At 64.8% G+C, this 17,346-nt stretch carries 13 protein-coding genes and 1 pseudogene; 3 read left to right on the plus strand and 11 right to left on the minus strand.

Translation table 11 applies throughout. From position 1 onward, the window contains the following. Window positions 1-47: 47 nt before the first annotated feature. Together ACEOAC_RS18810 and ACEOAC_RS18815 are read right to left on the minus strand one after the other, a co-directional pair. A complete protein-coding gene (locus ACEOAC_RS18810) occupies window positions 48-1,568 on the minus strand; it encodes an amidase (RefSeq protein ID WP_413444490.1) in 1,521 nt (506 codons plus the stop codon). Between the two features lie 19 nt (window positions 1,569-1,587). Continuing rightward, window positions 1,588-2,802, minus strand: a complete 1,215-nt coding sequence (locus ACEOAC_RS18815; RefSeq protein WP_413444489.1) for an MFS transporter — start codon at window positions 2,800-2,802, stop codon at window positions 1,588-1,590. 138 nt (window positions 2,803-2,940) lie between these two features. Here ACEOAC_RS18815 and ACEOAC_RS18820 point away from each other — a divergent pair, with 138 nt between their 5' ends. Next, complete coding sequence (locus ACEOAC_RS18820) at window positions 2,941-3,879, plus strand: LysR family transcriptional regulator (RefSeq protein ID WP_413444488.1); 939 nt, start codon at window positions 2,941-2,943, stop codon at window positions 3,877-3,879. Here the strand turns inward: ACEOAC_RS18820 and ACEOAC_RS18825 are convergent. The 4 genes and pseudogenes from ACEOAC_RS18825 to ACEOAC_RS18840 form a co-directional block, all read right to left on the minus strand. After that, a complete protein-coding gene (locus tag ACEOAC_RS18825; protein ID WP_413444487.1) occupies window positions 3,876-4,493 on the minus strand; it encodes a TetR family transcriptional regulator in 618 nt (205 codons plus the stop codon). The genes ACEOAC_RS18820 and ACEOAC_RS18825 overlap by 4 nt on opposite strands. After that, window positions 4,490-5,995 (minus strand): annotated as a pseudogene (gene adeC, locus ACEOAC_RS18830) (AdeC/AdeK/OprM family multidrug efflux complex outer membrane factor). Before adeC ends, ACEOAC_RS18825 begins: the two are co-directional and overlap by 4 nt. Before the next feature lies 1 nt (window position 5,996). Then, window positions 5,997-9,146, minus strand: a complete 3,150-nt coding sequence (locus ACEOAC_RS18835; protein WP_413444811.1) for an efflux RND transporter permease subunit — start codon at window positions 9,144-9,146, stop codon at window positions 5,997-5,999. Between the two features lie 16 nt (window positions 9,147-9,162). After that, complete coding sequence (locus ACEOAC_RS18840) at window positions 9,163-10,332, minus strand: efflux RND transporter periplasmic adaptor subunit (protein WP_413444810.1); 1,170 nt, start codon at window positions 10,330-10,332, stop codon at window positions 9,163-9,165. Window positions 10,333-10,478: 146 nt separating this feature from the next. Here ACEOAC_RS18840 and ACEOAC_RS18845 point away from each other — a divergent pair, with 146 nt between their 5' ends. Continuing rightward, window positions 10,479-11,084 carry a TetR/AcrR family transcriptional regulator gene (locus ACEOAC_RS18845; RefSeq protein ID WP_077237762.1) on the plus strand — a complete coding sequence of 202 codons (606 nt, stop codon included), beginning with the start codon at window positions 10,479-10,481 and terminating at the stop codon, window positions 11,082-11,084. 19 nt (window positions 11,085-11,103) lie between these two features. On the opposite strand, the gene ACEOAC_RS18850 is transcribed toward ACEOAC_RS18845, so the two are convergent. The 5 genes from ACEOAC_RS18850 to ACEOAC_RS18870 form a co-directional block, all read right to left on the minus strand. Further along, window positions 11,104-12,225 (minus strand): porin, encoded by a 1,122-nt coding sequence (locus ACEOAC_RS18850; RefSeq protein WP_077237761.1) that lies wholly within the window; start codon window positions 12,223-12,225, stop codon window positions 11,104-11,106. Between the two features lie 137 nt (window positions 12,226-12,362). Continuing rightward, window positions 12,363-12,890 carry a hypothetical protein gene (locus tag ACEOAC_RS18855; RefSeq protein WP_077237760.1) on the minus strand — a complete coding sequence of 176 codons (528 nt, stop codon included), beginning with the start codon at window positions 12,888-12,890 and terminating at the stop codon, window positions 12,363-12,365. A 200-nt stretch (window positions 12,891-13,090) separates the two neighbouring features. Then, on the minus strand, window positions 13,091-13,774 hold the full coding sequence (gene ligK / locus ACEOAC_RS18860) for a 4-carboxy-4-hydroxy-2-oxoadipate aldolase/oxaloacetate decarboxylase (protein ID WP_413444814.1): 684 nt from the start codon (window positions 13,772-13,774) through the stop codon (window positions 13,091-13,093). Between the two features lie 17 nt (window positions 13,775-13,791). Then, window positions 13,792-14,829, minus strand: a complete 1,038-nt coding sequence (locus ACEOAC_RS18865) for an amidohydrolase family protein (protein WP_077237759.1) — start codon at window positions 14,827-14,829, stop codon at window positions 13,792-13,794. 6 nt (window positions 14,830-14,835) lie between these two features. Continuing rightward, window positions 14,836-15,924, minus strand: a complete 1,089-nt coding sequence (locus ACEOAC_RS18870; RefSeq protein ID WP_413444813.1) for a 4-oxalomesaconate tautomerase — start codon at window positions 15,922-15,924, stop codon at window positions 14,836-14,838. Between the two features lie 178 nt (window positions 15,925-16,102). On the opposite strand from ACEOAC_RS18870, the gene ACEOAC_RS18875 reads away from it, so the two are divergent. Beyond that, window positions 16,103-17,308: a LysR family transcriptional regulator gene (locus tag ACEOAC_RS18875; protein ID WP_413628511.1), complete on the plus strand. Its 1,206-nt coding sequence runs from the start codon at window positions 16,103-16,105 to the stop codon at window positions 17,306-17,308. Window positions 17,309-17,346 lie beyond the last annotated feature (38 nt).

A 17,346-nucleotide genomic window follows, 5' to 3' on the forward strand; every position in this document is an offset into this window, starting at 1 on the left:
CTGGCCTACTCGGTCCGAACGGTTTCAGATTGATTGGTCACTGCAGCTCAGACGGCAGGGCCACCCGCCGCACCGGCTGCCTGCCCCTCGAAGATAGGCGGATGCGTGACGATGGACTTCAGCGGCGCCTGCACCGTCTTCAGTTGGGCGATATCGGGACGTGGCCGGCGCAGCGCGACGTCGCCGTCGAAGGCCTGCTCCAGCGCCGCCGCACAGCCCAGCAGGCGCGCATCGCCCCGGAACGGGCCGGTGACCTGCAAGCCGAAGGGCATGCCGCGATGGTCGCGTCCACACGGCAGCGAGATCGAGGGATTGGTCGCCAGCGTGACCACGTAGGTCAGGGCCAGCCAGCGGTAATAGTTTTCCAGCGCCACGCCATTGACCTCCTTCAGGTACAGCTCGCTCCACGGGAAGGGCGAGACCGGCGTGGTCGGCGAAACGATCAGGTCGTAGCGCTCGTAGAGCTGCTGGAAGCGCCGGAAGATACGGGTCTGCTCGCCCTGCGCCCAGGCGCAATCGGACAGGCTCATCGCCGCGCCCATCTCGTAGTTGGCGCGGGTGTTGGGGCCCAGCGAGGACGGGTCGCGCCGGTAGGCGGCCTCGAAGCCGGCCACGAAGGCCTCGGCCCGGATCACGTCGAAGGCGCGGTGCGCTTCGCCCATGTCCACCTGCACCGGCTCGCACACCTTCACCAGACCGGTGATGGCGGCGATCTTGTCGCGGAATACCTGGCGGATGCCGTCATCGACCTCGCACACGCCAAAGTCCTCGGTATAGCCGATCCGCAATTGCGCCAGGTCGATCTCCGGCAAGGCCGCAAACTCGCTGTCGCTGACCGCATAGCCCAGCGGATCGCTGGCATGCAGACCGATGGTGGCGCGCAGTTGCAGCACCGTATCGGCAACATCACGGCCCATGGGACCGACCACCGAGATCGGCGTCCATCCCAGGATCTTGCGCTCGCTCGGCACCAGTCCCGGCGAAGGACGGAAGCCCACCACGCCACACTTGGCCGCAGGGATGCGCAGCGAGCCGCCGGTATCCGAACCCGAACACAGCGGCAGCAGATCGGTCGCCAGCGCCGCAGCCGAACCGCCTGAGGAACCACCGGCATTCAACAGCGGATTGAACGGGTTGCCGGTGGCGCCCCACACCGTATTGCGACTGTTGGCACCGGCCCCCATCTCCGGCACGTTGGTCTTGCCGGCGACGATCGCCCCGGCTGCACGCAGGCGTGCCACCAGTGCGTTATCGCGCTCCGGCACATTGCCGCGATAGAGTGGCGAGCCGTAGGTGGTCAACAGGCCTGCGGTTTCTTCCAGGTCCTTGATGCCGATCGGCAGACCGTGCAGCAGGCCCAGCGGCAGGCCGTCCATGACGGCCTGCTCGGCGGCGCGTGCTTCGACCCGGGCGCGCTCGAAGCAGGTGGCGGTGACGGCATTGATGTGCGGATTGATGGTCTCGATGCGGGCGATGCAGGCTTCCAGCAATTCAACCGGGGACAATTGCCGGCTGCCGATCAGCCGGCGCAGTTCGACCGCGCTTTTTTCGACGATGTTCTCTTGCATGCTTTTCCCTTGGTTTGGTTCAGGCCGGCTGCATCTGGCCGGCGGTCTTGGTGGTGCGGATGAACAGGCTCACCAGCACCGAGAACAGGGCCGCCGCGATCAGGAAGCCGAAGGCGTAGTCATAGTTGGCGAAGGCGCTGACCAGGAAGCCGATCACCAGCGGCGAGATGAAGCCGGCCATCTGACCACCCAGGTTGACCATGCCCACGCCGCTGCCCACCAGTTGCGCCTGCAGCATCTTGGTCGGCAGCGCGATGCAGGTGGCCAGCACGAAGGACTTGAAGAAGTAGGCCAGGCATTGCCAGGCGATCACACCCTCGACCGTGGCGGCGGTGTACATGCAATAGACGAACACCGCCGTCAGCAGAGAACTGGCGATCAGCAGGATCTTCTCGCGGCCGTCGAAGAAGCGCACCATCACCCAGCCGCCGATGGCGGTAGACAGGCCGGCCATGATGTAGGGCAAGGGCAGCAAGAGGCCGACCGCCTTCAGGTTCAGGCCGCGCACGGTCATCAGGTAGGTCGGCATCCAGCTGTCCAGGCCCTTGTTGATGATGGACAGGCCAAACCACACCGCCACGATCTGCCACATCAGCGGCATCTGCAGCAGCGCCTTGAAGGCGGCCTTGTTGATGGCCTTGCTGCCCGCCGCGCCATGGCGTACCGGACGCACGCAGAACCAGTACACCAGCGCAAACACCAGACCGGCGATACCGATGGTATGGAACACGGCCCGCCAGCCGAAATGCAGGATCAGCGGCGCAATCAGCAGCGGCGCCAGCATGCTGCCCACATAGTTGGACGACATCAGCAGCGAAGACATCTTGGGCCGTTCCTCGCGGGTGAAATGCTCGGCCACACCCTTCACGCTGGCCGCCGGGAAGGCGCCCTCGCCCATGCCGAACACGAAGCGGATCACCACCAGGCTGGTGATGGACCAGGCCATGCCGGTCACGCCCGTGAAGAGCGACCACAGCAGGATGGCGATGACAATCACCGGGCGCGAACCAAAGCGGTCGGCCAGCCAGCCGCCCGGCAGTTGCAGCAATGAATAACCGAGGAAGAAACTCGACAGCAGCACGCCCAGTTCGGCCGGCTTCAGCTGGAACTCGCCAGCGATCTGCGTGGCCGCGAAGGTGATCGCCGCGCGATCGATGTAGGAGACGCACCAGCCCAGATACAGCAAGACCAGCACCAGGTATTTGTACTTGCCCTTCGTTACTGCAGCATCCATGAAGCATTCCCTTCCGGCATGACGACGGTCGCACGCCGTCGATTCGTGGATTCATCCTAAGCCGGCCCATGGTTTGCCACAAGTACAAGTTTTCGAATAACTGATTGCCGAATCGGCAAACCGATCTACAATCGTGGCATGTCCATCATCCATACCCGCGTGCTGCAGGAGACTGCGGTGCGCTACTTCCTCGAAGTCGTGCGGCGCGGCTCCATCACCGAGGCCGCCAACACGCTCAATGTCGCCTCCTCGGCCATCAGCCGCCAGATTGCACGGCTGGAGGCGGAGCTGGACACGCCTCTGTTCGAGCGCGTTTCACGCGGCATGCGCCCCAATGCCGCCGGCGAATTGCTGGCCGCGCATGCCTTGCGCATGCAGCTGGAGGCCGACCGCATCGGCAATGAACTGGCGGCCCTGAAGGGATTGCGGCGCGGTGAGGTCAAACTGGCCACCACCGAGGGTTTTGCGCTGGAGTTCGTGCCGGCCGCCATCGAACATTTCTGCCGCCAGCACAAGGGCATACGCTTCCAGCTGACGGTGGGCAATGCGGTGCATGTGGCGCAGCAGATCCGCGAAGGCGCGGTCGATCTGGGCCTGACCTTCACCATGGCACCGGACCCCGACATCAAGGTCGAGTTTGCCCAGCGCGCGCCGATCATGGCGGTGATGCGACCGGACCACGAACTGGCCCATCGGCGCCAGGTCACGCTCTCGGAACTGGCGCCCTACCCGCTGGCCATGCCGCAGAAGAACATCACCATGCGCCGCCTGATCGACGCCTGCTGCAGCCGTCGCAACGTGCTGCTGGAACCGACCATGGCGGCCGATTCCATCAGCGCCCTGCTGTGCTTCGTGATGTCGGGCAATGGCATCGGCTTCTCGGCGGCGCTGCCCATCCGCAGGCTGGTGCGCGAGGGGCAACTGGTGGCACTGCCGATCCGCGACAAGGACATGAACACCCTGCAACTGGAAATCCAGTCCCTGGCCGGGCGTACCCTGCCCGATGCGGCCCGGGCCTTTCTGAACACCCTCATTGCGCGTGCCAGCACTCCGCATGCCGGCTCCTGGCCGGCCTAGGCTTCTTCCGGCTCCAGAGCACTGGCACCTTGCAGCACCAGTAGCGGCGCCAGGTGGAAGGAGCGCTCCAGGCGTGCCTGCGGATCTTCCATGTGCTCGGCGACGACGCCCATGCAGGCCGCCACCAGGCAATGCGCCACATCGATGGGCGTCAATCCGCGCCGCAGCTCGCCCCTCTCGTAGGCGATATTGAGCACTGCCGTGAGGTGATCCAGCGCCCGCAGGCTCAGGATTTCCAGACGGTCACCCAGTTCCTCGGGCAATTCGGGCGTGCCGCGATAACGCAACACGACTTCCATGCGCCGCCGCTGGCGGACATCACGCAGGCAATCCAGCATCTTCAGCCACAGCACCTCGCGCAGCAGGAGCAGCGGCTGGTCGCTCTGGCGATAGACCGCCAGCTCGCCACCGATGTCGAAAGGCCAGACCATGTCTTCGAAGACCGCCTTGACCAGTGCCGTCTTGTCGGGAAAGTGCCAGTACACCGCCCCGCGGGTGAAGGCTGCGCTGGCGGCTACGTGTTCCAGCGTGGTGGCCCGTACGCCGCGCCGGGCGAACGCCGCCAGCGCGGCGTCGAGCAGGATGGCGCGGGTCCGGTCGGCACGCGAGGTCATGGTGCAGCGGTGGCAAGGTCGCTGGCCACCGGCGTTCCTGTGCGCTCTACCCAGCCTCCACCCAGGGTCTTGTAGAAGGTCACCAGGTTGGTCCAGCGCGATAGCTGCGTGCCGATCAGGGTCTTCTGCGCTGAATACAGCGTGCGCTGTGAATCCAGCAGGGTCAGGTAGCTATCCACCCCGCTGTTGAAGCGCGCCTGCGAGAGCCGGTACGCCTCCCCGCTGGCCTCGACCAGTGCTTCCTGGGCCTGCAGCTGGCGGCCCAGGGTATTGCGCTGGGCCAGGGCGTCGGAGACTTCCTGGAACGCGGTCTGGATGGCTTTCTCGTATTGCGCCACGCTGATATCGCGGCTGACGGTGGCGATGTCGAGGTTGGCCCGGTTGGCGCCCCCATCGAAGATCGGCAACGAAATCTGCGGCACGAAACTCCAGGAACCCGAACCGCCCTTGAACAGCCCTGCCAGGCGCGCGCTGGCGGTGCCGGCGTCGGCAGTCAGGCTGATGCTGGGATAGAAGGCCGCGCGCGCAGCGCCGATATTGGCATTGGCCGCACGCAGGTTGCGCTCGGCTTCGACGATGTCGGCCCGCCGCTGCAACAGTTCGGAGGGCAACCCCGGCGGGATGGTCGCCAGCGGACTGGCGGCGGCCAGTGCCGTATCCGGCAAGCCGTTGGGCAGCAGGCGTTGCGGCAGGTCCTTGCCGACCAGCAGCACCAGGGCATTACGGTCCTGATCGACCTGGGCGGTGTAGCTTTCCGCGTCCACCCGCGCACTCTCCACGCTGGTCTGCGCCTGGCGCAAGGTCAGCGCCGAGGCCGAGCCCAGTTCGGCACTACGCTGCGTGAGCGCATAGCTGCTGCTCTGGCTGGCCAGCGTGTCCTTGGCCAGGCGCAGCCGGTCCTGGTCGGACGCCAGCGTCAGCCAGGCCGTGGCGACTTCAGCGATCAGACTGATCTGGGTACTGCGTCGCGCCTCGGCGGTGGACAGGAAAGATTGCAGCGCCTGCTCCTTGAGGCTGCGTACGCGTCCGAACAGGTCCAGCTCATAGGCACTGAAACCCAGCGTGGCGGTATAGCTGCGCGCCGTCAGCGCGCGGCCGGTAGCAGAAAGATCGGCTGGCGTGCGGCTGGCCGATTCGCTGGTGGCGGCATTGATGGTCGGGAACAACGCCGCCCGCTCCACACCATATTGCGCACGGGCCTTTTCGATATTAAGTACCGCCACGCGCAGGTCGCGGTTGTTGGCCAGGGCCAGTGCGATCACCTCTTGCAACGCGGGATCGGTGAAGACGTCACGCCAGCCGATATCGGCCACGGCGGTGGTGGCGGTGGTGGCGGTGGTGGTGGGCGCGCCGGTTTAACCCGAGAAGTGCGCGGCCACCGGTGCTGCCGGCCGCTGGTAGTCCGGCATCAGGGTGCAGCCGCCCAGCAGCATGGCCACCAGCAAAGGCGTCATCAGTACACGGAAAGGGCGTGCGGTGTGCGGGGTCAGGGAAGGTGTCATGTCAGTGCTCCGGAGAGATCGCGGCCTGGGCCTGCGATACGGGGGAAGGCTTGCGGGCGAACAGCTTCATGATGATCACGAAGAACAGCGGCACGAAGAAGATCGCCAGTACCGTGCCGGAGAGCATGCCCCCGATCACGGCCGTACCCAGCGCATGCTGTGCGCCGGCACCGGCGCCACTGCCCAGCACCAGCGGCAGCACGCCCAGGATGAAGGCCATCGAGGTCATCAGGATCGGCCGCAGGCGCATACGTACCGCTTCCAGGGTGGCCTCGACCAGGTCCTTGCCGCTCTCGTACAGGTCCTTGGCAAACTCCACGATCAGGATGGCGTTCTTGCAGGCCAGGCCGATGGTGGTCAACAGGCCGACCTGGAAATAGACATCGTTCATCTTCCAGGTCAGGATGGCACCCAGCAGCGCGCCGAACACCCCCAGCGGCACCACCAGGATCACCGAGAACGGCACCGCCCAGCTCTCGTAGAGCGCCGCCAGCGCCAGGAACACGATCAGGATCGAGATCGCATAGAGGATGCCGGTCTTGCCACTGGAGGCCTTCTCTTGCAGCGACAGGCCGGTCCACTCGTAGCCGATGCCGGGCGGCATCTTGGCCAGTGCCGCCTCGACGATGGCCATGGCCTGGCCGCTGGAGGCTGCCCCCGGCAGCGCCATACCCAGTATCTCCATGGATGGCACACCGTTGTAGCGTTCCAGACGCGGCGAACCGGACGTCCAGCTGGCCGTGGAGAAGGCGCTGAACGGGACCATGGTGCCGGCGCTGTTGCGGACATACCAGCGGTCGATATCCGAGGGCAGCATGCGGTATTGCGCATCGCCCTGCAGCATCACCTTCTTGACCCGGCCCTTGTCGATGAAGTCGTTGACATAGCTGCTGCCCCAGGCCGTGGCGATGGTGTCATTGATGTCCGACATCGCCACGCCCAGCGCACCGGCCTTGTCGGTATCGACCTGCAGGCGGAACTCGGGCGTATCCTCCAGCCCGTTGGGACGCACCGCGACCAGTCGCTTGTCCTGCGCCAAGGTGGCCAGCAGCTGGTTGCGTGCCTGCATCAGCGCCGCATGGCCGAGGTTGGCCTCGTCCTTCAACATCAGGTCGAAACCGGTCGCATTACCCAGTTCGGACACCGCCGGCGGCGCGAAGGCGAACACCTTGGCGTCGCGCATGCCGGCAAACGCGGCGCCGGCCTTGGCGGCCACATCGGTCACGGACAGCCCTGGTCCCTTGCGCTCATCCCACGGCTTGAGCTTGATGAAGGCAAAGCCCATGTTCTGGCCACTGCCCGCGAAGCTGAAACCGGAGACCGCAAAGACACCCGAGACCGCATCCTTCTGGTCCACCAGGAAATGCTGCTCGACCTGACGGATGACTTCGTCGGTGCGCGCCTTGGTCGCACCGGAGGGCAATTGCAGGATGGCGAACAGCGTTCCCTGATCCTCATCAGGCAGGAAGCCCACCGGCAGCTTCATGAAGCCCGTCACGACCAGCGCCAGCAGCACGGCGTAACCAGCCATGTAACGCCAGCCGCGCGCCAGCATGTGTCGCACGATGCCCTGGTAACGATGGTTGCCGCGATCAAACTGGCGGTTGAACCAGCCGAAGAAGCCGCTGGTGGCCAGCGCATGGCCTTTGGCGGCCGGCTTGAGCAAGGTCGCACACAGGGCCGGAGTAAGCACGATGGCCACCAGCACGGACAGTGTCATGGCCGAGACGATGGTGATGGAGAACTGCCGATAGATCACGCCGGTCGAGCCACTGAAGAAGGCCATCGGCACAAACACCGCGGCCAGCACCAGGGCCACGCCCACCAGCGCACCGGTGATCTGGCCCATCGACTTGCGGGTCGCCTCCTTGGGCGGCAAGCCCTCCTCGGACATCACCCGCTCGACGTTTTCCACCACCACGATGGCATCGTCGACCAACAGACCGATGGCCAGCACCATCGCAAACATGGTCAGGGTGTTGATGGTGAAACCGAACGCAGCCAGCACACCGAAGGTCCCCAGCAGCACTACCGGCACGGCGATGGTAGGGATCAGCGTGGCACGCAAATTCTGCAGGAACAGGTACATCACCAGGAACACCAGCACCACGGCTTCGATCAGGGTGCGCAGCACTTCCTCGATGGAGATACGCACGAAGGGTGTGGTGTCATAGGGCTTCTGCACCTTCATCCCGGCAGGGAAGAACTTTTCCAGCTGGGCCACCCGGGCGTCGATGGCCTTGACCGTATCGAGCGCATTGGCGCCGGTGGCCAGCTTGATGGCCAGGCCGGCCGCCGGCTTGCCGTTGTAACGCCCCACCGAGGTATAGCTCTCGCTCCCGAGTTCGATGCGGGCTACGTCACGCAATTTGACCCGGGCGCCGTCGGTGAGGGTGCGCAGCACGATGTTCTGGAACTGCTCGGCCGTACGCAGGCGGGTCTGGGCGGTGATGGTGGCGTTGATCTGCTGGTTCTCGGCGGCCGGCAGACCGCCCAGCTGACCAGAGGACACCTGCACGTTCTGCGCCTGGATGGCATTCTTCACATCCAGCGGGGTAAGCCCGTAGCTGTTGAGCTTGTTGGGATCGAGCCAGATCCGCATCGCATACTGTGAGCCGAACAAGGTGGTGTCCCCCACGCCGTCGACCCGGCTGAGGGCATCCTGGATGTTGGCCGCCACGTAGTCCGACAGGTCCGAGCCGCTCATGCTGCCGTCTTCGGAGGTGAAGGCCAGCACATTGAGGAAGTTGGTAGCGGACTTGGTCACCGTGATGCCCTGCTGCTGCACTTCGGAGGGCAGCAAGGGCGTGGCCAGCGACAGCTTGTTCTGTACCTGCACCTGGGCGGTGTCCGGGTTGGTACCGTTCTCGAAGGTCAGCGTGATGGTCACGGTGCCGGAGGACTCGCTGGTGGAAGCCATGTAGCTCAGACGATCCAGACCCTTCATCTTCTGTTCGATGATCTGGGTCACGGTGTCTTCCAGCGTCTTGGCCGAGGCACCGGGATAGTTGGCCGTAATGGCGATGGCAGGAGGCGCGATGGCCGGGTACTGCGCAATCGGCAAGGTCAGCACCGAGACGGCGCCGGCCAGCATGACGATGATGGCGAGTACCCAGGCGAAGATGGGGCGGTCAATGAAGAAGCGAGCCATGATGTGTCCTCGCTTCTCAGTTGGAGGCGGTGGTGCTGGCCACGGCGGTCTTGGGTGACCACGGCACCACCTTCACCTTGGCACCGGGGGTGGCCCGCTGCACGCCATCGACCACCAGTTGATCGCCTTCCTTGAGGCCGCTGCTGACCAGCCATTGGTCCCCGATGGCGCGGTCGGTCACCAGTGCTCGCAGCTCCACCACGCCCTGGCCATTGACCACCAGCGCCTGCGGCTTGCCGGCACCGTCGCGACTGACCGCCTGCTGCGGCACCAGCAGACCCTGCTGGCGTACGCCTTCCTGCAACACCGCACGCACATACATGCCTGGCAGCAGGATCGTGCCCGGATTGGGGAACACCGCGCGCAAGGTGATGGCGCCAGTGTCCTGGTTGACGGTCACATCCGAGAATTGCAGCGTCCCTTCCTGGGCGTAGGTACGGCCGTTTTCCAGAATCAGCCGCACCTTTGCACCGTTTCCGGATTTCTGCAGCTCGCCGTTGGTCAGGGCTTCCTTCAGATTCAACCAGGCGGTACTGGACTGGGTGACATCGACATAGATGGGATCAAGCTGCTGGATGGTGGTCAGCGCCGTGGTCTGGCTGGCCGTCACCAGCGCCCCCGCCGTCACGCTGGACTTGCCGATGCGGCCCGAGATCGGCGCATCGACCTTGGCATAGTCCAGATTGATGCGGCTGGTCTGCACGTTGGCGCGCGCCGAACCGACATCGGCCTCGGCTTCGCCCAGCGAAGCCACCGCGTCATCGTAATCCTGCTGACTGACCGCCTTGATGGCCACCAGCTCCTTGTAGCGACTGGCCTTCAGGCGCGCCGTGCGGACCGAGGCCTCGGCCTTGGCCAGCGCGGCCACGCTGCTGTCATAGGCGGCCTGGTAGCTGGCCGGATTGATCTGGTACAAGACCTGGCCTGACTTGACGTCGCTGCCCTCCCGGAAATTGCGCGCCTTGATGATGCCGTTGACCTGCGGCCGCACGTCGGCGATCTGGTAGGGCGAGGTACGCCCCGGCAGCTCGGTCTGCAACTCCACCGGCTGGGCATGTACAGTCATCACCCCCAGCACCGGCGTGCCGGCGGCTGGCGGTGCACCGCCTGGCGGCTTGCCGCAGGCACTGAGCACACTGATGATCGCCAGCACGGTGAAGGATTTTACGATGGGGGAAGTGCGCATGAGGAACTCTCCGAAAGGGAAGAATGATTTATAACCATACCGAACTGTACGGTATTATTGGTTGACACCATTCGGCGAGTCAAGCAATACTGAACACATCTGTACGAAAAAGAGATGTCACCGAAATTACAACGGGGAATTTGCAAATGCGGGTAAAGACGGAGGAAAAGCGCGACGCCATCCTGGCGGCGGCGGCTGACGTATTCAAGGAATCGGGCTTTGAAGGCGCCTCGATGGCCGAGATCTCGGCGCGCATCGGCGGCTCCAAGGGCACCCTGTATGCCTATTTCAAATCGAAGGAAGATCTCTTCGTGGCGGTGACGCACGCCGTCGCGAAGAAGCAGATAGAACCGGCGCTGGAGACGCTGGACCAGGAAACGGAAGACCTGGAGGCCACTTTGCGCGTGTTTGGAGAAAAGGCGGTCAGTTTCCTGTGCCAGGAGAGCACCTTGCAGACGCAGCGCATGATCCTGGCCGAAGCCGGTCGCAGCGACATTGGTCGGCGCTTCCATGAAGACGGCCCGAAGCTGGGCATGCAGCGCATTGCGGCCTTCATGCAGAAACAGATGGCGGCCGGCCGCCTGAAGCAGGCCGACCCCATGCTGGCGACGCTGCAGCTATGCGCCCTGCTGGATTGCGAGACGGTCAGGCCGATGATGCTGGGGCTGGAGACCTCCATCTCGAAGCCCCGCATCAAACGCATGGTCGGGCGGGCGGTAGAGACCTTCCTGGCCGCCTACGCCCCCCACTGAAGCAGGCGACAGGACCCCGTCAGAAGGTGTGGCGGATGCCCAGCTGCACGCCAGTCTCGCTGGCACCGGCATCCGGCACCAGGGCCTGGCCGGCGGTATAACTGGCGCCGGTCATCTTGTAGGCCGCCGTGTTCTGGTTGATCAGGCGCGAGGCCACGGCATACAGGCGGGTGCGCTTGGAGAGGTCATAATTCACGATCAGGCTGAACTGGCGCGCGTTGTTGTTGTAGCTGGAACTGTCCTTGACATAACCGCCACCGGCGCCGATGGTCGTCCGGGCGTTGAGTCGGTAGTCGGCCGAGAGGCTATAGGTGTTGTGATAGTTGCCCGGTGTATTGCCGACCACGTTGCCGCTCGGGTCGTACTTGCCGGCCGGATTGGTAAAGACATTGCCGGTGGTGGCCGAGATCACTTCATTGGTGCGGAAGAAGGCCAGATAGACCTTGCCACTACCGTAGTCGTAGTTGCCCCCCAACATGAACTGCTTGACGCTATTGGTATTGGTGCCGTTGTTGGCGTTCAGGAAGGCACTGCCCACATAGAGCGGTCCCTGCTGGGTCTGCGCGCCGATCTGGTAGACCGCATTGGAGGGCGTGCTGCCGGCACGTTCTCCTACCGAGTAATGCAGTTCCAGGTTGGAGTTGGCAAATTTCGGCGAGATGTAGCTGATGTCGTTATCCACCCGCGCCAGCCAGTTGGCGAAGTTGTTGTAGGCCGAGCCGTAGGTGGCGGCGCCGAAGGCATCCATGTTGCCCGAGTAGAGGAACATGACACTGTTCTGCCGGCCCACGCGCACCTCGCCGAAGCCGCCGCCCAGGCCCACCCAGGACTGGCGGTCAAACAGGCGATAGCTGTTCTGCAGCGCGCCGGTGCTGGAATCGAAACCGGTCTCCAGGTTGAAGGTGGCGCGATACCCGCCACCCAGGTCTTCGCTGCCCTTGAAGCCTATGCGGCTGGTCATCTCGCCATTGTTGCCCATGGCCCAGAGCGAGGTATCCTTGCCGCCCACGGTACTCTTCTGGTAGGCCGTATAGACGTCCATCACGCCATAGATGGTCACCGAGCTCTGGGCCAGGACAACGGGGCTGGCTGCCAGCAGCAAGGCTGCCGGCAGCAATCGGGTGGGGTTCTTGAACTGCATGGGGGGTTCTCCTCCTGTGGGTAAATCGGTGTTGTTGGTGTTGTGGATGCGGCCAAGGCAGCCCGCATGGGCGCGCACGGCTCCCTGCCGCCCACGCAAGAGCGGGCGGCAGGCGTCGCAGAGGCGGACAGGAAAACTCAGGCCTGTCGTTCGAAGTGCTTCTTGACGATCAGGGCCAGCGGCACGGTAAAGAACAGGTGCGACATGAAGCCGCCGATGATCACGGCCGGGTCGTAGTAGTTGGGATGGTTGTCGGAGGCGATCATGATGGCCACGTGCATCAGGATCCACGCCACCACCGCATAGAACAGCGCCACGAAGGTTGCCTCGTAGCCGCGACGGCGGAAATGCGGCCAGAGCGCCGCGAACAGGATGCCCCATACCAGGGTGAAGAAGAAGTGGATGCCGGTCCCCACGAAGTAGGCCAGCAGCCCCAGCGACTCCTGGACCTCGCGGCCGAACACCAGGCCGGTGGCATTGCGCGGGATGCCGGCCAGCGGCATCATGTGCTGCGCGCCGACCCAGACCAGCGCTTCATAGATCCAGATGATGATGCCGCCGGTGAGGCCGCCGATGATGCCGGCCTTGACCAGCGTGGCGCGGTCTTTCCAGCCTGACGAGGGAGTGGCCGTTGCGAGCGTGGCCGGGTGGGATGCGGTTTGCATGGTGTCTTCCTTCTCCTTGGATTGGCGATGGGGCTGGCTTGATGTGCCGGCTCCGCTGTGTGTTACGAGTTACGACTCGGTGCTACGGCTCTTCGGCCGCTTGCGCGCGTTCTTGCTCTTGTTTTTGTCTTGCCTGACTGTCCGATCGATGGCAGTCGGTTTTCTGTCTGTTGTGGTCTCCTCCTCTGGCCGGTTCTGCCTTAGTCGATATACCTGAGCCCGGCCGCCTCCAGCGGATCGCGCATCTTGTACATGTCCAGTCCCAGCACGCCGGCAGCGAGCTGGGCACGCTTCTGCCCTTCCAGGTCTTCGCGCTGCTGGGCCACCTGCGCGACGCGCACGGCATCGGCGGCCGGCACGGCGACCACGCCATCGTCATCGGCCACGATCACGTCACCGGGGTTGACCAGCGCACCGGCACAGATCACCGGAATATTGACCGAGCCCAGCGTGGCCTTGATGGTGCCCTTGGCACTGATCGCGCGGCTCCAGACGGGGAAGCCCATTTCCTTCAGGACCTTCACGTCACGCACGCCTGCGTCGATGATCAGGGCCTTCGCCCCGCGCGCCATGAAACTGGTCGCCAGCAGGTCGCCGAAATAGCCGTCCGTGCAGTCGGCGGTCACCCCCGCCACCACGATGTCACCGGGCTGGATCTGCTCGGCAACCACATGCATCATCCAGTTGTCGCCCGGGTGCAGCAGTACCGTCACGGCAGTACCCGAGACCGATGCCCCCGCATAGATCGGGCGCATGTAAGGCTTGAGCAGCCCGGAGCGGCCCTGGGCCTCATGCACGGTGGCCACACCGTAGCGACCCAGTTGCTCTGCCGCACCAGCATCGGCGCGCACGATATGGCGCTTGACCACGCCCAGTTGATTCATCATCGGTGTACTCATGCTTACAGTCCTTTCTGTGTCAGGGCGGCATCCAGGCGCGGGAAGACGCGGCGGGCATTGCCTTCGTAGATCTGATGGCGCTCTGCAGCGCTCAGGTCGGCCGCCTCGATGTAGCGTTTGGTGTCGTCGTAGTAATGGCCGGTCTCTGGGTCGATGCCGCGTACCGCACCGATCATCTCCGAGGCGAACAGCACGTTCTCCACCGGAATCACCCGGGTCAGCAGGTCGATGCCGGGCTGGTGATAGACGCAGGTATCGAAGAAGATGTTGTTCAGCAGATGGTCCTTGAGCAATGGCTTCTTCATCTCCTGCGCCAGCCCACGGAAGCGGCCCCAGTGATACGGCACCGCGCCGCCGCCGTGCGGGATCAGGAACTTCAACGTCGGGAAATCCGTGAACAGGTCAGAAGTCAGGCACTGCATGAAGGCCGTGGTATCGGCATTGAGGTAATGCGCGCCGGTGGTGTGGAAGCAGGCATTGCAGCTGGTGCTCACATGGATCATGGCTGGCACGTCCAGCTCCACCATCTTTTCGTAGAGGGGATACCAGCTGCGGTCCGACAGCGGCGGCGAGGTCCAGTGACCACCCGAGGGATCGGGATTGAGGTTGATGCCGACAAAGCCATACTCCTTCACGCACTTTTCCATCTCCGCGATGGACGTACGGATATCGGCGCCTGGCGACTGCGGCAGCATGGCCGCGCCGATGAAGTGGTCGGGGAACAGTTGCGAGACGCGGTAGCACAGCTCGTTGCAGATCGCCGCCCAGGTCTGGCTGGTGTTGAGGTCGCCGATGTGATGCGCCATGAAGGATGCACGCGGCGAAAAGATGGTCAGGTCCGCGCCGCGCTCCTTCATCAGCCGCAACTGATTGGTCTCGATGGAGTCGCGCAGTTCGTCGTCGCTGATCTTCAGTTCTGCCACCTTGGGGCCGAGCTCAGGCGTCTTCAGGTTGGCGATCTGCCGCTTGCGCCAGTCTTCCAGTGCCTTGGGGGCGGTGGTGTAGTGGCCGTGGCAATCGATGATGAGGCTCTCTCGCATGGTGACTCAGTCCGTTTCGTTGAAGAGGTGGGCGGGGATCATGACGTCCCCGCGCATGATGGGACGCGCCGTGCGCAGCAGCGCGGCGCGCAGTATCTGTTGCGGGTCGCGGGCATCGAGCTCCAGGGCCACGCTGAATTCACCGCTGGGATGCTCCACCGATACGGTAGGGTGCAAGCCGCCTGCGGTACGGGCCAGGCCCTGCGCCGCCGAGCCCTCCAGCACGCAGGCGGTCGCCACGGTAACGGCTGCCAGCACGCCGATAGCGTCGTGGCAGACATGCGGGATGAAGCAGCGGGTGGCAATGCTGCCGCCCTCCCGGGGCGCGGAGAGCAGGCACATCTTGGGGTAGTTCCTGGTGGCCACATCGCCCAGCCCCATCAGCGGGCCGCAGGCCAGACGCAGAGCCTCCAGCTTCTCCTTCAACATGCCGTCGGCGTTGAGGGTGGCCACGCTCTCATCGCCGCGCAGGCCAAGGTCGTGGGCGCGCACCAACACCATTGGCATGCCGTTGTCGATCAGGGTGGCGGCAATCTCATGGGCCACGCCATCGCCGCCATTGAAGCGCACGCGGTCCAGCACGCGGCCGCTGGGCAAGAGTTCCGGACAGACCGAGCCCGCCGTTTCGAGGAAGCTGATGCTGACCGGCGCGGCACTGCCTGGCACGCCATCGATGCGGGTGTCGCCGTTATAACGCAGGCGCCCGCCCGGGGTCTGCACGGTGATATCGCATTGCATGCCGGTGTTGAGCGTGAGTACGCGGGCGGTGGTGGTCTGTTCACCGGCCGTCACCAGCCCGCGCTCGATGGCGAAGGGCAGCACGGCGGCCAGCATGTTGCCGCAATTGGGCGTGGTATCGACCCGGTCGGAGTCCGGCTGCAGCTGGGCAAAAAGGAAATCCAGATCCACCCCCGGCACACTGCTGCGGCTGACGATGCCAGCCTTGCTGGTCAGCGGATGGGCGCCGCCCAGGCCATCGATCTGGCGCCGGTCGGGCGAGCCCAGAGCCGCCAGCAGCACGCGGTCGCGTGCGGCCACATCGGCCGGCAGGTCGCTGGCCACGAAGAAGGGACCGCGCGAGGTGCCACCCCGCATCAGGGTGCAGGCAAGGGGCAGGAAATCCGGGCTGTCGGTGGTCGGCACGCTCTTTACCTCTGAAAATGATGGCGCCGAGTATGCGTGAGCGAGGGCCGGCCTTGGTTGCGTTGTGGGCCTTCCTCTGTTCTAATTTTCTAATCGGGTTCAGAAACCGGCAAACCGCCGGTCCACCACCATGTCCTTGCTCAACTTGCGCCACCTGCATGTCTTCAACGTCGTCGCCACCACTGGCGGCGTGCGCCGTTCTTCCGATACGCTGCTGCGCGCTTCATCGGCGGTGGCGCGTTCGGTGGCCGCGCTGGAGCAGAGCCTGGAGACCCAACTGTTCGAGCGGCGTGGTCGCGGCATGCTGCTCACCGCCGCCGGCGAGGCCGTGCGGCTGCGGGTGGAGCGCATCGAGGCGGAGCTGCGCGAGGTGCGCGACGACGCCCTGCGCCTGCGCGAACGTACCGGCAGCCAGGTGGCCAGCCTGGATGCACTCTTCAATGAACGACGCCTGCAGGCCGCTGCCCTGCTGGCCGAGACCCACCACATGCCCAGCGTGGCGCGCCTGATGGACGTCTCGCCTTCGGCGGTGAGCCAGTCGCTGGCACTGCTGGAGGGCATCCTGGGACAACCGCTGTTCTTCCGCACCGCCCATGGCATGCTGCCCACCGACGCCGGACGCCGCTGGACTGAGCGCTTCGGCCGGGCCCTGGCCGAGCTGCGCCACATCCCCGCAGATATCGCCGCCCTGGACGGTATCGTGCAAGGCACGGTAACCATCGGCGCGCTGCCGCTGGCGCGCTCGCAACTCTTGCCCACCGCGCTCACGCGGGTGCTGGCGCGCCATCCGCGCCTGCAGATCCGCTCGCTGGAGAGCCCCTATGAAGAGCTGGCGGCCGGCCTCATGAGCGGGCGCATCGACTTCATCGTCGGCGCCCTGCGCGCCTTCTCCACCGATACCTTCGACATGCGCCCACTGGTGGACGACAGCGCCGCCCTGATCGCCCGCGCCGGCCATCCGCTGGCGCAGCGCCGGAAACTGGCCCTGCCCGACCTGGACGGCTATCCCTGGGTGTTGTCGCGGGCTGGCACGCCGCTGCGCGATTCCATCGAGCAATTCTTCCGCGACAGCCACTGGCCGGCCCCGCGCCCGGCCGTGGAAACCGGCGACCTGGCGCTGCTGCGCGGCCTGCTGGTGGGCAGCGACATGCTCACCGTGATCTCGGCCAAGCAGCTGCACCATGAAATCGCCACCGGCCAGCTGACCACCCTCCCCCTGACCATGCAAGGCATGCAGCGCCAGATCGGACTGATGCAACGCCGTGGCGCCCACCTCTCTCCCGGCGCACGCGCTCTGCAACAGGAGATCGAGGCAGTGGCGGCAGCCTGGCGCTGATTCCGTGGCAATCCACCGCGATTAGCAAATGGCAACGC

The organism is Herbaspirillum frisingense, from assembly GCF_047325095.1.
GTDB lineage: Bacteria > Pseudomonadota > Gammaproteobacteria > Burkholderiales > Burkholderiaceae_D > Herbaspirillum > Herbaspirillum frisingense.